Below are 15504 nucleotides of genomic sequence, written 5' to 3'. Positions count from 1 at the left end.
AAAAATCAGGAGGGGATCGAACATGGCTTTCAAACCGATTGCAGCAGCAGCGCTTGCCAGTGCGGCAATGACCGCGCTGCTGGCAGGTCTCGGCCCGTCGCTCGCGGCGCCGACGAGCATTCGCGCGCATCTCAATGCCGATATCCGCAGCATCAATCCGGGTGTGAACCGGGACGACAATACCGACGCCGTCGTGCTGCATATGGTCGAGGGCCTCGTCGCCTATGGCGATGATGCCGAGGTCAAGCCGCTCCTTGCCGAGAAGGTCGCGCTGTCCGAGGACGGGCTGAGCTACACCTTCACACTGCGCAAGGGGGTGAAGTTCCACAATGGCGCGCCGCTGACGGCCGCCGACGTCGTCTGGAGCTGGAACCGCTACATGGACCCGAAGACCGAATGGCGCTGCCTTTCGGAATTCGACGGGCGAGGGCGGGTCAAGGTCGAATCCGTAACGGCGCCGGATGCTTCGACGGTGGTGTTCAAGCTCGACAAGCCGAGCTCTCTCTTCCTTGCCAGCATCGCCCGCACCGATTGCGCCATGACCGGGATCATGCACAAGGATTCGGTGAAGGCGGATGGCAGTTTCGACAAGCCGATCGGCACCGGGCCATTCAGCTTCGGTGAATGGCGCCGCGGCGAATATATCCGGCTCGTGCGCAATGCCGACTACGCCAGCCTTCCCGGCAAGATCGATGGCTATACCGGCAGCAAGCGTCCGCTGGTGGATGAAGTCCGCTTCCTGATCGTACCTGACAGCTCCACCGCCAAGGCCGCATTGCTGCGCGGCGACATCGACGTCATCCCCGACGTCGCCAATGCTGAAGTCGGCGAGCTGCGCAAGAACCCCAAGGTCGAGGTCTCGCTCGTCTCGAACATGGGCTTGGTCGGCCTCTTGCTGCAGACCCGCGATCCGTTGCTGCAGAACCAGAAGCTGCGCCAGGCGATTGCCGCAGCGCTCGACGTCAACGAGATCGTCTCCGCCGTCACGGACGGCCTGGGCAAGCCGAACAATTCGATCGTCCCTGCGATGTCGTCCTATTACGGGCCGGTGCAGAAGCAGGGCTACAAGCACGATGTCGCGGCTGCCAAGAAGCTGCTTCAGGAAGCCGGCTACAAGGGCGAGCCGATCGTGATGCTGGCCAACAAGCGCTACCCGCAGAGCTTCGATTCCGCGGTGATCGCGCAGCAGATGCTGCAGGGTGCCGGCATCAATGTCTCGATCGAAGTGCTGGAATGGGCGACGCAGCTCGACCGCTACAGCAAGGGCAACTACCAGATGCAGGCCTTCCCCTATTCGGCCCGCCTCGACCCCGCACTGAGCTTCGAGTCGATCGCCGGTCCGAAGGCGACCCAGCCGCGCAAGGTCTGGGACGATCCGGACTCGCTCGCGCTGCTCGACAAGTCGATGGTGGTTTCGGACAAGGCCGAGCGCCAGAAGCTGTTCGACGAACTGCACACGCGCTTCATCGCCCAGGTGCCAATGGTCATGCTCTATAATGGGCTCGATGCCGGCGTCTATGCGAAGCGCGTGAAGGGCTACCAGTCCTCGATCCTGTCCAAGCCCAGACTCTGGGAAGTCAGCGTCACCGACTAAAGGTCCCCCGGCTCTCTCTCGGGTGCATCCTTGAGAATATGAGCTGCAATCAACTGCGAGAGGCGCGCAATGTCGCGCTTCTCGATGGCTTCGAGCATGGCGTGATGGTCACGGTCGCTGCGCAGCAGCGACTCGTGGGAGGCCCATACCGTGACGTTCGACCCGCGCCCGCGATCACGCAGGTTCCAGATCAGCTCCTCCAGCACGGGGTTGCCGCTGAGATGATACATCACTTCGTGAAATTCGGCGTTGACCCGGCTCTGGTCGGCGCGCGTGCCCTCGCGCACCGCCACGCCGAACTCCTCGGCGAGGCCACGAAGCGTCGAGAGGGTTGCCGGCGTCATCCGGCCAACGATTGCGGTCGCGACGGAGGTCTCGATCACGATCCTGACAGACCGGATATGGCGCAGGGTCTCTCGATCGATCTCGGCCACGCGGTAGCCCCGGTTGGGGACATGTTCGATCGCCTTGCGCACGACGAGTTCGTCGAGCGCGGTGCGAACATCAAAGCGCGTCGCGGCGAATTTCTGCTCGATGTCGATCTGGCGGAGCCATTCGCCGGAGCGGAACTGGCCGAGCTTGATCGCCTCGGCGATCTCGCCAGCCAGGGCGTGTTTCGATTTCGGCTTACGCTTCACGGTCGTCATCGTCATTCCCTAGCTCATCTCGCCGCGATTTCGCTACCGGGCGAAGCGACCGATCCAAGCTTGCCAGCCTGAATGCAACGTGCAACATAATTGGCGCCAATTTAAAAGCCAATAAAGGATATCCGATGGCTGCGATGACTGCGACGCGTGAAGCGCCCGAAGCCAAGAAGGCCGACAAGGCCGCCGCGCTCTACGACATGGACCGGACCACGGTCTTCGCCAGCCGGCACGATCCCCGCTTTGCCTATTGCCTCTACGTGCCGCCGTCAGTGGGGCAGGGCGGCGAGCCGCCGGCGCTGGTCGTCGCCATGCATGGCACCGGCCGCAGTTTCATCACCTATCGCGATGCCTTCACCGAGTTCGCGCGCTGGAACAACTGCATCGTGCTCGCGCCGCTCTTCCCGGTCGGGGTGCGGGGCGACGGCTATCGTGACGGCTTCAAGTACATGCGCGAAGCCGACATCCGCTACGATCACGAACTGCTTGCCATCGTCGATGAGGTCGGCGAGCGCTACAATCTCGACTTCAAGCGCTTTGCCCTGTTCGGGTATTCCGGCGGCGGGCACTTCGCACATCGCTTCATGCTTCTGCATCCCGACCGCCTCTGGGCTGCCTGCATCGGAGCACCGGGTTCGGTCACGCTGCTCGATCCGACGCGCGACTGGTGGGTCGGCACGCGCAATTTCGCGGCGCTCTTCGGACAGGAGATCGACTTGGCGGCCCTCGCCAAGGTGCCGGTCCAGATGATCGTCGGCGCGGCCGATCTGGAGACCTGGGAGATCACCCACAAGGAAGGCGGCCGCAACTGGATGCCGGACGCCAACCATGCCGGCAAGACGCGCCCTGAGCGGCTCGCCAGCCTGCAGCGCTCCTTCGAAGCCGCAGGCGTGAAGGTGCGCTTCAATCTGGTGCCGAACATGCCGCATGACGGCGTCAAGGCTGTGCCGCGCGTCGAGGAATTCCTGGCGGAAACGCTGACCCGCCTGCGTGCAGATGCTGCGCCTCTCACCGTGCTGAAGGGGAAATGAAGTGAACCTGACGTCGTCCCTGGCTATTGCTTTGACCCTTGTTGCTGCGCCGGTTCTGGCCCAGCAATCGACGATCAATGTCGCGCTCAATGCGGACATCCGTTCGACCAACCCGGGCGTCAACCGGGACGACAATACCGATGCCGTCGTGCTGCACATGGTCGAGGGCCTGGTCGGCTACCGCGAGAACGGCGCGGTCGCGCCGCTTCTGGCGGAGTCGATCGCGGTCTCGCCCGACGGGCTGACCTACACCTTCACGCTGCGCAAGGGCGTGAAGTTCCACAATGGCGCGGTCATGACCTCGGCCGACGTGCTGTGGAACTGGAACCGCTACATGGACGCGAAGACCGACTGGCGCTGCCGGGCGGAATTCGACGGCCGGACCGGCATGAAGGTCACCAGTGTCGACGCACCTGATCCGTCGACCTTCGTCATGAAGCTGGAAAAGCCCAGTGCGATGTTCCTCGACACCATGGCGCGCACCGATTGCGCCATGGTCGCGATCATCCACAAGGACTCGGTGAAGGCCGACGGCAGCTGGGACCGGCCGATCGGCACCGGCCCCTTCACGCTCGGCGAATGGCGCCGCGGCGAATTCGTCTCGCTGAAGCGCTTCGACGGTTACGTCTCGCCCCCTGGCGAGCAGCGCGACGGCTATGTCGGCCGCAAGCGTGCCCTGGTGCCGGAGGTGAAATTCCTCTCCATCGCCGATGGCGCCACGATCAAGGCCGGCTTGATGTCGGGCGCATTGCATGTGGCAGACGTCCCTGATTCCGACGTGCCGGAAATGAAGAAGATCCCCAATCTCGAGGTGATGAGCGCCCCGAGCGCGACGAAGCACGCCTTCCTGTTCCAGACGCGCGACGCCCTGCTCGGCGATGTCCGGATGCGCCAGGCAATCGCGGCGGCGCTCGATCTCGACCAGATCGTCGCGCACACCTCGAACGAGCTCGGCAAGACCAACAACTCGGCGATCTATGTCACGTCGCCTTATTACAGCGAGGTGCAGCGCCAGCGTTACACCCAGGACCTCGCCAAGGTGAAGAAGCTGCTCGCCGAGGCCGGCTACAAGGGCCAGCCGATCAAGCTGATCGCCAACAAGCGCTCGACGGTGCCGAGCTTCCCGGCCGCGGTCGTGGCCCAGGCCATGCTGCAGGCCGCCGGCATCAACAGCGAGATCGAGGTGCTGGAATGGGCGACCCAGCTCGACCGCTATTCCAAGGGCAACTTCCAGATGATGTCCTTCAGCTATTCCGCCCGCATCGATCCTGCCCAGAGCTACAACCAGTTCAGCGGACCCAAGGACGCATTCCCGTCCAAGGCCTGGGACAGCCGGCGTGCCGACGAGCTGATCGAGAAGGCGACTCTCGTCGGCGATCCGGCCGAGCGCCAGAAGCTGTTCGACGAGCTCCACAAGCTGATGCTCGCCGAAGCTCCGCTGATCTTCCTCTACAATCAGGTCGACACGGCCGGTGTCTCCAGGAAGCTGCGCGGCTTTGCCCCCTGGGTCGCAGGGAAGCCGCGGCTCTGGGAGGTCAGCTTCGCCAATTGAGGCGTTGCTCCTGGCCCGCGCCGGACCCGGGCCAGCTCATCTCAAAACCAAGAAGAACGACGACAACAGGAACATCGACATGAACCGCATCTATGCCTCGGCCTTCGCACTGGCGACCTCAGCGCTCGTCGCTGCTCCGGCCGCCGCCCAGTCCGTCACGGTCGCGGTCGCTGCCGATATCCGCAGCTCCAATCCCGGCGTGAACCGCGACGACAACACGGATGATTTCGTCCTGCAGCTCGTCGAGGGCCTGGTCGGTTATGCCGAGGATGGCACGGTTGGACCGCTTCTCGCCGAGAAGGTCGAGATGTCGGCCGACGGCAAGGCCTACACCTTCACGCTGCGCAAGGGCGTGAAGTTCCACAATGGCGCGGAGCTGACCTCGGCCGACGTCGTCTGGAGCTGGAACCGCTACATGGATCCGAAGACGGAGTGGCGTTGCCTGTCCGAATTCGACGGTCGCAATGGCCTGAAGGTCGAGGCGATCGAGGCTCCCGACGCCAACACCGTCGTGATGCGCATCAACTCGCCCAGCGCGCTCTTCCTCGACGCGCTGGCACGCACCGACTGCGCCATGGCCGCCGTCATCCACAAGGACTCGCTGAAGGCAGACGGTTCCTGGGACAAGCCGGTCGGCACCGGGCCGTTCAAGATCGGCGATTGGAAGCGCGGCGAGTATTTCACCATGACCGCCTTCGACGGCTATGCGTCGCCGAAGAGCGCCAAGCGCGACGGCTATATCGGCCTGAAGAAGCCGCTCATCAAGGACGTGAAGTTCCTTGTCGTGCGCGATCCCGCGACGGTGAAGGCCGGCCTGATCTCAGGCGCCATCGACATGGCCGAAATCCTGCCGAGCGACGTCGAGGAACTGCGCAAGAATCCCAAGCTCGACGTGAAGGTCGCGCCGAACGCCGTGCGCCACACCTTCCTGTTCCAGACGAACGACGCGCTGATCAAGAACGTCAAGCTGCGCCAGGCCATCGCCGCTTCGCTCGACATGACCGAGCTCGTCGCAGCCGCCTCCAGCAATCTCGGCACGCCGAACAATTCGGCGATCTATCCGAGCTCGGCCTATTTCGGACCGGTCGAGAAGCAGGGCTTCAGCTATGACCCGGCCAAGGTGAAGAAGCTGCTCCAGGATGCCGGCTACAAGGGCGAGAAGATCTCGATCATCGCCAACAAGCGCCCGACCGTGCCGAGTTTCCCGGCCGCCGTCGTGGCTCAGGCGATGATGCAGGCCGCCGGCATCAATGCCGAGATCGAGGTCCTGGACTGGGCAACCCAGCTCGATCGCTACAACAAGGGCAACTACCAGATGCAGTCCTTCTCCTATTCGGCACGCTTCGACCCCGCGCTCGGGTTCGAGCAGTTCGCCGGGCCGAAGGACAAGCAGCCGCGCAAGGTCTGGGACAATGCCGAGGCGCAGGCACTGATCGACAAGTCGATGGTCGTTTCGGACAAGGCCGAGCGCCAGAAGCTCTTCGACGACCTGCACAAGCGCATGATCGAAGAGGTGCCGCTGATCATCTACTTCAACGGCCTCGACGTGATCGCGCATTCCAAGCGCGTGCGCGATTTCCAGCCATGGCAGTCGAAGATGCGGATGTGGGGCGTCAACCTCGCCAATTGAGGCGCAGGTCTGACGGGGAGGGGAAGCACCAATGCTGCGTTTCGCGCTCACGCGCATCCTGATGGCGTTGCCGACACTGTTCATCGTGGCAGTCTCGGTTTTCGTCCTGATCCGGTTGATCCCGGGTGATCCGGCCCAGCTCATGCTGGGCGACCTCGCCGATCCGGCGAGCCTGGCCGATCTCCGGGCACGCCTGGGCCTCGATCGCAGCCTGCCGATGCAGTTCGCGATCTGGTTCGGCAATCTGCTGCAAGGCGATCTCGGTCAGTCGATCAATTCGCAGCAGGCGGTCCTGCCGCTCATCGCCCAGCGCTTCTTCATCAGCGCGCAGGTGGTGCTGGTTGCGGTGCTGTTCGCCTGCCTGGTCGCCGTACCGGCCGGCGTGATTGCCGCCTGGCGCCAGAACAGCTCGCTCGATCTCACCCTGGTGGGGCTGGCGACGCTGCTGCTCTCGATCCCGACCTTCTGGCTCGGCCTGCTCCTGCTGCTGTTCTTCGGGCTGAAGCTCGAATGGCTTCCGGTCGTCGGCTATGTCTCGATCGGCGAGGACACGACACGCGGCATCCTCTACCTCGTCATGCCGATCCTGACGCTGTTCCTGCACGAGATCGGCGTGATCCTGCGCATGGCGCGCGCCTCGACGCTGGAGGTGCTGCGGCTCGACTACATCACCCATGCCCGCGCCAAGGGCCTCTCGGAAGGCGCCGTGCTCTGGCGCCACGCCTTCAAGAACGCCTTCGGGCCGACCTGGACGCTGATCGGGCTCGTGCTCGGCAACCTGCTCGGCGGCATCGCCGTGGTCGAGACCGTCTTCACCATTCCCGGCCTCGGCCGTCTGCTGGTCGATTCGATCTTCGCGCGCGATTACCCGGTGATCCAGGGCTGCCTGCTCTTCGTCGCCTTCACCTATGTCCTCGTCAATCTGGTGATCGACCTGTGCTATCCCATCTTCGACCCGCGGGTGACAGCCGAATGAAGCTCCCCGCACCCAACGCCCTGCTGGGCGGTCTGCTCATCGGTGTCCTGCTCGTCGTCGCCCTGACCGGCGCGGTCTGGACCCCCTACGATCCCCTGCAGCTCTCGTTTCGCGCCAAGCTCGCGGCGCCGAGCGCCATGCACTGGCTCGGCACCGACGAGTTCGGCCGCGACGTGCTCTCCCGCCTGATGGCGGGCGCTGCGACCAGCGTCTGGATCAGCCTGCTGACCGTCACGCTCGCCGTGACGCTGGGCACCGTGATCGGCGTCTTCAGTGGCTATCTCCGCGGCTGGTTCGACCGCATCGTCATGGCCTTCAACGATGCGCTGCTCGCCTTTCCCGGAATCCTGCTGGCGCTCGGCCTGCTCGCGGTGGTGGGTGCCAACAAATACGGCATCATCGTCGCGCTCGGCATCGCCTATGCGCCCTCGGTCGCCCGCATCGTGCGCGGCACGGTGCTTTCGCTGCGCGAGCGCGAATACATCGCTGCCTCCCGCGTGATGGGCAATTCCGAGGGCTTCACCATGGCCCGCCACATCCTGCCGAACTGCATCGCGCCGCTGACCGTGCTGGCGACCTCGATGTTCGGCTATGTGCTGCTGGCGGAGAGCGCGCTCTCCTTCCTCGGCCTCGGCGTGCCGCCACCCGCCCCGACCTGGGGTAACATGCTCGCCGGTTCGCGGCCCTATATCGGCCAGGCTGTCTGGCTCGGCATCTTTCCCGGCCTGTGCATTTCGCTGACGCTGCTCGGGATCAATCTTCTCGGCGATGCTGTGCGCGACAAGCTCGACCCGCGCATGAGGGGAATGTGATGGCCTCGTCCGAAACACTTCTGCGCGTCGACGACCTCACGCTCGAGATCGGCAGCACCGGCAAGCGCGTCGTCAACGGCGTCAGCTTCTCGGTGTCGCCAGGCGAGATCGTCGGCATCGTCGGCGAGTCCGGCTCCGGCAAGACCCTGGCTGCGCGCGCCCTGATGGGCTTCATCCCGCCCGCAGTCAGGCGCGTCGCCGGGTCGATCAAGTTCGAGGGCCAGGAGGTCACGACCATGGAACCGAAGCAGCTGCGCGCCATGCGCGGTTCGCGTGTCGGCATGGTCTTCCAGGAGCCGATGACCTCGCTGAACCCGTCGATGCTGATCGGCCGGCAGCTCGACGAGGGCCTGGCGCTGCATCGCAAGCTCAGCACCAGCGAGCGCAAGGAGCTGATCCTCGACATGCTCCGGCGTGTCGGCATCCGCGATCCCGAGGGCGCGTTGACCTCCTATCCGCATCAGTTCTCCGGCGGCATGCGCCAGCGCATCATGCTGGCCTCGGTGATGTTGCTGAAGCCGGCGCTGCTGATCGCCGACGAGCCGACGACGGCACTCGACGCTGTCGTGCAGCGCGACGTGCTGGAGCTGATGGTCGACCTGACCAAGGCCAACAACACCGCCGTGCTGATGATCAGCCACGACCTCGGCATGATCGCGCGCTATTCCGACCGCGCCATCGTGATGTGCCAGGGCGATGTCGTCGAGCAGGGCCGGACCGAGGAGCTGCTGGCGCGGCCGAAGCACCCCTATACGCGCAAGCTGCTGGCCGCGATGCCGCATCGCGGTCCGGCGCGCGCGCTGCCGGAAGCCGGAACGCCGATCGTCTCGGTGCGTGATCTCGTGATCGACTATGGCGGACGCCAGGGCTTCTTCCGCAAGGAGGCGCCGAAGCGCGCACTGCATGGCATCAGCCTGGATGTCGCGCCGGGCCAGGTCGTCGCCGTCGTCGGCGGCTCGGGCTCGGGCAAGACCACGCTCGGCCATGCGATCGCCGGCCTGATCAAGCCGACCAGCGGCGAGATCCGCTTCGAGGGCAAGCCGATCGACAAGAGCGAAACGGCCTATTGGGATTACCGGCTGAACTGCCAGATGGTCTTCCAGGATCCCTATTCCTCGCTCGATCCGCGCATGACCATCGGCGATCTCGTGGCCGAGCCGCTCCGGCTGGTGCCCGGCATGACGGCGGCCCAGAAGGCGGCGCGGCTGCACGAGGTGCTGGCGGAGGTCGGCCTCGCCGACGGCTTCGCGTCACGCTATCCGCACGAGCTCTCGGGCGGCCAGCGCCAGCGCATCGCGATCGCACGCGCCGTGGTGCGCCGTCCGAAATTCGTGATCGCCGACGAGCCGGTCTCGGCCCTCGACGTGACGGTGCGGGCGCAGGTGCTGGAGCTCTTCGCCGAGCTGCAGCGCAAGCACGGCTTCTCCTGCCTGTTCATCAGCCATGATCTCGGCGTGGTCGAGCAGGTCGCCGACCGTGTCGTGGTGATGAACGAGGGCCGGATCGTCGAGGACGGGACCCGCGACGAGATCTTCGACCGGCCGCAGCATGCCTATACCCGCAAGCTGCTCTCTGCCGTGCCCGGCCTCGAAACCGCGCCGGACGGAGGCGTGCGCCTGTTCTGGCGGCTGGTCGACGAAACCGAAGCCGCGCTCGCCTGATCCCCAGCTTCCGGCGGCGGGCGCTACGCGCCCGCTCGCTCTCCTGCTATGAGGCAGGCCCCTGGCAGGGAGCGACGGATCAAGGCGATGCAGGTGAGGGTGATGTCCGGCAGGCGTAGCGGCGACGGGAGTATTCGCCCGTGAGCATGGTTCTCGCCTGCGATCTCGGCGGCACCAGTTTTCGCGCAGCTCTCGTCGACGAGGCGGGGCAGCTTCGGGCCCGCCATAGCATCGTCATGCGGGTGCCAATCGAGCAGGGCGGCGCCGCCGAGATCGATCCCGACCTCTGGTGGAGCGCGCTCCGCGAGAGCGCAGCCGTGCTCCAGGCTTCCCATCCCGCGCTCTTCGGGCAGATCGAGGCATTGGCGATCTCGGCGCTGACGCGCACGCAGGTCTTCGTCGATCGCGACGGCCAGGTGCTCCGTCCCGCCATGCTATGGCGCGATACGCGCGCCGACACGACGCTGCCCTCGCTTCTGGCCACGTGCCCGAAGGAGCATCCAGAGACAGCGGGCCTCAATGCCTTCCACCCGCTCGCGCGGCTCTGGTGGCTGAAACAGTCCGAGCCCGACATCCTCGCGGCCACGGCACATGTTCTCGATCCCAAGGACTATCTGAATCTGCGCCTGACCGGGGTCGTGGCGAGCGATACCGTTTCGCTCGCGCGGCTGGAGGCGGCCGCAGCGGCCGCGCCCGCCGGCGGTTCGCTGTTCGACGCTGCCGCCCTGCCGGTGACGCTTCTTCCGCCGCTGCGCGAGCCGGTTTCGATCATGAGCCATGTCCAGCCCGGGCTGGAAGGCGCACTTGGCCATCTTGCCGGCCGGCCCGTGATCGCCATGGCGAACGACACCTGGGCGAGCGTGGTCGGATTGGGCGCCATGCGTCCGGGTTTTGGCTACAACCTGTCCGGGACGACGGAGGTGCTGGGTCTCGTCAATGCCCGGGCTGCCTGGGCCGAAGGGCTGATGACGGTAGACTGGGGCGCCGGCCTCACCCAGCTCGGCGGCCCCAGCCAGACAGGGGCCGACACGCTGATCTGGCTGCTCGAGCTGCTCGGTCGCTTCCAGGGCGAACCGGCGCAAGCCGGTCGCGAGCTTGGCCGCGTCCTTGCGGAACCGCGCGATGCCGCCCCGGTGATCTTCCTGCCCTATCTCCAGGGCGAACGCGTGCCGTACTGGGATCCGTCGCTGCGCGGAGCTCTGGTCGGGCTCAATCGCCGCCACCGCGCGGTTGACCTCGCCTGGGCGGTGATGGAGGGCGTCGGTTTCCTCAATCGTGTCGTGCTGGAGCGTGCCGAGGCAGCGTCAGGCCGGCCGATCGCGGAACTTCGCTTCGGCGGAGGCGGCGCTGCCAATCCCCATTGGTGTCAGATCAAGGCGGATATCCTCGGCCGTCCGGTCGGCGTCGTCGAAGGCGAGGAGCATGGTCTGCTCGGTGCTGCCATCGTCGCCTGGACCGCTCTCGGACGCTTTCCGGATCTCGCCTCAGCGCAGGAAGCGCTTGTCAGGCTGGCGCGGGTCTACCAGCCGAACCCGGCCTCACGCGCCCCCTATGACCGGCTGTTTGGACTCTTCCGACAGGCAGAGCAGGCTCTGGCGCCAATCGGGCGTCAGCTTGCCGGCTGGCGCGAGTAAGGGAGCAGCACGTGCAGCAGGGCCTGACGTTGCGCAATTGGACGTGGAGAATTCGCTCTCAACCCGTTGCGCCGGCTCGCATTCGCTTTGGCCCCGCACTAGGGTTGGGTTGTTCCATTCGGTACGGCTTCGGCCGGTTCGGATGAAATGCCCGCTCGCCCGCTGTCATGACATGATGCCCCGACACTCGATCCCGTCTCCCCATCAGCCCTTTGCGACGCCCGGAGGCCGCATGGCGCTTCCGTTGCGGGGAACGCACTGAATGCGCACGCTTGTCGAACGGCATGGCACTGCATTGGCGGGGCTCGCCCTGATCGGGTTCTTCGTCGCCTTTGCGCCGAATTTCGCAAGCCCGGGCAATCTCCTGAACATCGCCAAGGACACGAGCTTCCTCGCCATCCTTGCACTCGGCTTTGCGCTCGCCTTGACCATCGCCGAGCTCGATCTCTCGATCGCCGAGGTCGCGAGCCTGGCTGCAGTCGCCGCTGGCTGGTTCATCCAGGCGGGCTATGACCCCGCGATCGCGGTCCTGGCCGCTCTTGCGGTGGGCGCCGGGCTGGGGGCCTTCAACGGTTTCGGCGTCACGGTGCTGAAGGTTCCTTCGCTGATCGTGACGCTCGGCACGGCCGCCATCGCCAAGGGGCTCGCCTTCATGATCACGCAGGGCGTCGCCTTCGTCGGGCGCTGGCCGGCCGGATTCACCGGCCTGGCACGCGGCACGACGCTCGGCCTGCCCAATCTGATCTGGTTCCTGCTTGCGGCGACCGGCATCTCCTATGTGCTGCTGAAATGGACCCGCACCGGCGCCCATATGGCGGCAACCGGCGAGGCTGATGAGGCGGCGCGGCTCGCGGGCATAGCGACCATGCGGATGAAGCGGCTTGGCCTGCTGCTGGCCGGCGTTTTCGCCTCGATCACCGCCGTGCTGCTCGCCGCGAGCCTATCCTCCGCCGCTCCGAACATGGCCGGCGACTATTTTCTCTACGCCATTGCTGCCGTGCTGCTCGGCATGACGATGTTCGAGCCCGGCAAGCCCAATGTGGCCGGCACGGTCTTTGCCGCGCTTGTGCTCAAGGTTCTTGGCAACGGGCTCGTGCTGATGGGCGCAGCCTATTACGTGCAGGATATCGTGCTTGGCATCATCATCATCGGCTCGGTCGCATTCTCGGCCAGCGTGGTGCGGAAGGCAGCCTTCAAGGTTTGAACGCAACAACGCCGCGCAGCCATCCGCGCGGTCCGGAGGGGGTAGTCATGAAGTTCGTGAAGATGGTTGCAGCCAGCTGTCTGGCGCTGGCCTGGGGCGTCGGCAGCGCCTCCGCATTCGAGCTCGGCGTCATCGGCTTCCAGTTCACCTCGGAGACGCATGCGCGCGTTGCAAATGCGGCTGCGGCTGCGGCCAAGGCCAAGGGCTGGAACGTCACCCTGCTGAATTCCGAAGGCGCGCTGCCGAAGCACGCCGAGCAGTTCGAGGCGCTGATCGCCAAGAAGGTCGACGCCATCATCGTCGCCATGGGCAAGCCGGTCGAGGCGGAAGCCCAGTTCAAGGCCGCGAAGGACAAGGGCATCCCGGTCATCACAGTCCAGTCCGGCGCCGGGCCGTACTCGCTGTTCGACATCCAGACCAATGAATACAAGGTCGGTGCGGACGCAGCCCTCTATCTGCTCGGGCAGATGGGCTACACCGGCAACCTGATGTCGGTGCGTTTCGACGGCAATATCGCCTCCCGCATTCGCGGCAAGGTGCTCGACGTCGTCCTGTCCGAGAACACCGCGGTCAAGGAAGTCGGCAAGCACGGCATGGCGCGCACCCAAAGCTGGCGCGACGATGTCCGCAGCGGCGTGCAGGCGCTGCTCCTGCGCAATCAGGGCAAGATCAACGGTATCTGGGCCTCCTTTGACGGTCAGGCCTACATCATCGACGATCTGCTCAAGGCGCAGGGCGTCAAGAAGGGAGAAATTCCGCTCGTTTCCGTCGATGGCGGTGCCGAAACCTATCGTCGCATTGCCGACCCGGACAGCACCTTCCTCGCGACCGTCACCGTTCCCTTCGAGGAAATGGGCGTGAAGGCTGTCGAGGCTGTCGAGGCCATCGCCGTGAAGAAGCAGCCGGTGAGCGCCATCACGACCGGCCCCTATCTCTTCATGGACGCGGTCGTCGTCGACAAGAACAACGTCAAGGACTTCCTGAAATAGGGCGCCCCTCGGCCGGGCCGGCCTTTGCAGCCGGCCCGTTTGCGCGCCCTCCGGAGAGCATGCGGATGACAGAAATGGCGGCCTCGGAGCCCATCTTCGCGATGCGCTCGGTCGGCAAGAATTACGGCGCCGTCCAGGCACTGAGCGGCATCGATCTCGACGTCCATGCCGGCGAGGTCCTGGCGATCTGCGGCGACAACGGCGCCGGCAAATCGACGCTGATCAAGATCATGTCGGGCGCCGAGGCGCCGACCGCGGGCACCATTCGCCTGCGTGGCCGCGAGGTGCATTTCCGCTCGCCGCATGACGCGCTCGAGCAGGGCGTGGCGACGATCTACCAGGAGCTTGCCCTCGCGCCGCGCCTGTCGATCGCCGCCAATGTCTTCATGGGGGCCGAGCTGACGCGCCCGCTCGTGCTGCCTTTCCTGCGCGTGCTCGACAAGGCGCGGATGGCGGACGAGGCGAGGGGCTATCTGCGCCGGCTGTCGGTGCAGATCGAGGACATGACGCGCCCGGTGGAGCGGCTCTCCGGCGGGCAGCGTCAGGCCGTGGCGATCTCGCGGGCGCTTCGCTGGAACGCCGAGGTCATCATCATGGACGAGCCGACGGCTGCGCTCGGCGTCAAGGAAACCGCGCAAGTGCTTGATCTTGTACGCCATCTCAAGGCGGAGGGGCGGACTGTCCTGCTGATCAGCCACAACATGCGCGACGTGGTCGCGCTGGCGAGCCGGGTCGTCATCCTGCGCAGCGGCCGCAAGCTGCATGACCTGCCGATCGGCGATCGCACCCCCGACGATCTCAGCCATCTGATCATGTCCGCCCCGGCGCTGGCGGCCTGAGATGGCACGGCCGATCATCATCGACACCGATCCCGGGCAGGACGACGCAGTTGCCCTGCTGCTCGCCTTTGCGCAGCGGGACGAACTCGACATTCGCCTGGTCAGCACGGTCGCGGGCAATGTCGGGATCGACCTGACCACCGCCAACGCGCTGCGCGTCCGCGATCTGGCGGCGCGCCCCGATGTGCCCGTACAAGCGGGCATGGCGCGGCCGATGCTGGAGCCGCTCGAGACGGCGGAATTCGTCTCCGGACCCGACGGCCTGAGCGGCGCCGGGCTGCCGGCCGCCGCCTCTTCGGCGGCTCCCGGCCATGCCGTCCAGGGGATCGTCGAGGTCCTGCGCGCAGCCACAGACGGCAGCATCACGACCTGCGCGCTCGGCCCGCTGACCAATGTCGCGATGGCCTTGCGGCTTGCCCCGGAACTTGCGCCCAAACTGCGCGAGATCGTGGTGATGGGCGGGGCCATGGGCCTCGGCAACATGACGCCGGCGGCCGAGTTCAATTTCTATGTCGATCCGCATGCCGCGGCGGTCGTCCTTGGGGCGGGCGTTCCTGTCACGCTGTTTGGCCTGCATGCGACGCATCAGGCCATCGCCTCGTCGGCGGCCATGGCGCGGTTGGACGGGCTCGGCACCCGCACCGGGCGAGCGGTCCACGGCATGTTGACGCGTCCGCGCCCAGGGGGCCTGGGCACGGCGGCCCACCCCATGCACGACCCCTGCGTCATCGCCTGGCTGCTCTGGCCCGAGCTGTTCAAGGGCCGGGATTGCCATGTCGAGATCGAGCTCGCCGGCAATGTCCGGGGCCGCTCGACCATCGACTGGAACGGCCGGACGAAGCGCCCGGCAAACGCCTTCGTCGTCAACGAGGTCGATGCCGACCGCCTGTTCGAGCGCATGATCGATGCGCTCGCCCGCCTGCCTTGAGGATTGCTGG

General features: G+C 65.8%; 13 protein-coding genes. 12 read left to right on the top strand and 1 reads right to left on the bottom strand.

Annotation, left to right across the window (positions count from 1 at the left end):
• Positions 1 to 22 precede the first annotated feature (22 nt).
• Positions 23 to 1594 (top strand): ABC transporter substrate-binding protein, encoded by a 1572-nt coding sequence (locus tag AB4118_RS17005; RefSeq protein WP_441490844.1) that lies wholly within the window; start codon positions 23 to 25, stop codon positions 1592 to 1594.
• Here the strand turns inward: AB4118_RS17005 and AB4118_RS17000 are convergent.
• Positions 1591 to 2247, bottom strand: a complete 657-nt coding sequence (locus tag AB4118_RS17000; protein WP_069880967.1) for a GntR family transcriptional regulator — start codon at positions 2245 to 2247, stop codon at positions 1591 to 1593. The two genes, AB4118_RS17005 and AB4118_RS17000, sit on opposite strands and share 4 nt — an antisense overlap.
• Positions 2248 to 2375: 128 nt before the next feature.
• Between AB4118_RS17000 and AB4118_RS16995 the strand changes: the two genes are divergently transcribed.
• The 11 genes from AB4118_RS16995 to AB4118_RS16945 all read left to right on the top strand — a co-directional run bounded on the left by AB4118_RS16995 (position 2376) and on the right by AB4118_RS16945 (position 15494).
• A complete protein-coding gene (locus AB4118_RS16995; protein WP_441491066.1) occupies positions 2376 to 3269 on the top strand; it encodes an alpha/beta hydrolase family protein in 894 nt (297 codons plus the stop codon).
• Position 3270: 1 nt separating this feature from the next.
• The gene (locus tag AB4118_RS16990) at positions 3271 to 4821 is read left to right on the top strand and encodes an ABC transporter substrate-binding protein (protein WP_441490843.1); all 1551 of its coding nucleotides are present in this window, start codon (positions 3271 to 3273) and stop codon (positions 4819 to 4821) included.
• A 79-nt stretch (positions 4822 to 4900) separates the two neighbouring features.
• Positions 4901 to 6451, top strand: coding sequence for an ABC transporter substrate-binding protein (locus tag AB4118_RS16985; protein WP_441490842.1), 1551 nt, complete (start codon positions 4901 to 4903; stop codon positions 6449 to 6451).
• 31 nt (positions 6452 to 6482) lie between these two features.
• On the top strand, positions 6483 to 7427 hold the full coding sequence (locus AB4118_RS16980; RefSeq protein ID WP_069880964.1) for an ABC transporter permease: 945 nt from the start codon (positions 6483 to 6485) through the stop codon (positions 7425 to 7427).
• Positions 7424 to 8239 (top strand): ABC transporter permease, encoded by an 816-nt coding sequence (locus AB4118_RS16975; RefSeq protein WP_069880963.1) that lies wholly within the window; start codon positions 7424 to 7426, stop codon positions 8237 to 8239. Before AB4118_RS16980 ends, AB4118_RS16975 begins: the two co-directional genes overlap by 4 nt.
• Entirely contained in the window at positions 8239 to 9900 is a 1662-nt protein-coding gene (locus tag AB4118_RS16970; RefSeq protein WP_441490841.1) for an ABC transporter ATP-binding protein, read from the top strand. Before AB4118_RS16975 ends, AB4118_RS16970 begins: the two co-directional genes overlap by 1 nt.
• 146 nt (positions 9901 to 10046) lie before the next feature.
• Entirely contained in the window at positions 10047 to 11534 is a 1488-nt protein-coding gene (locus AB4118_RS16965) for a xylulokinase (protein ID WP_441491065.1), read from the top strand.
• Positions 11535 to 11796: 262 nt separating this feature from the next.
• A complete protein-coding gene (locus tag AB4118_RS16960; protein ID WP_441478038.1) occupies positions 11797 to 12738 on the top strand; it encodes an ABC transporter permease in 942 nt (313 codons plus the stop codon).
• Positions 12739 to 12785: 47 nt separating this feature from the next.
• Positions 12786 to 13727: a sugar ABC transporter substrate-binding protein gene (locus tag AB4118_RS16955; RefSeq protein ID WP_113519288.1), complete on the top strand. Its 942-nt coding sequence runs from the start codon at positions 12786 to 12788 to the stop codon at positions 13725 to 13727.
• Positions 13728 to 13792: 65 nt separating this feature from the next.
• On the top strand, positions 13793 to 14566 hold the full coding sequence (locus tag AB4118_RS16950; RefSeq protein WP_441490840.1) for an ATP-binding cassette domain-containing protein: 774 nt from the start codon (positions 13793 to 13795) through the stop codon (positions 14564 to 14566).
• 1 nt (position 14567) lies between these two features.
• The gene (locus tag AB4118_RS16945) at positions 14568 to 15494 is read left to right on the top strand and encodes a nucleoside hydrolase (RefSeq protein ID WP_441490839.1); all 927 of its coding nucleotides are present in this window, start codon (positions 14568 to 14570) and stop codon (positions 15492 to 15494) included.
• Positions 15495 to 15504: the final 10 nt, after the last annotated feature.

Source organism: Allobosea sp. 2RAB26, assembly GCF_052115465.1.
In the GTDB taxonomy this organism is placed as follows: Bacteria; Pseudomonadota; Alphaproteobacteria; order Rhizobiales; family Beijerinckiaceae; genus Allobosea.
The sequence above is the reverse complement of the archived record's forward strand: the minus strand, read 5'-3'. Positions and strand labels throughout refer to the sequence as shown.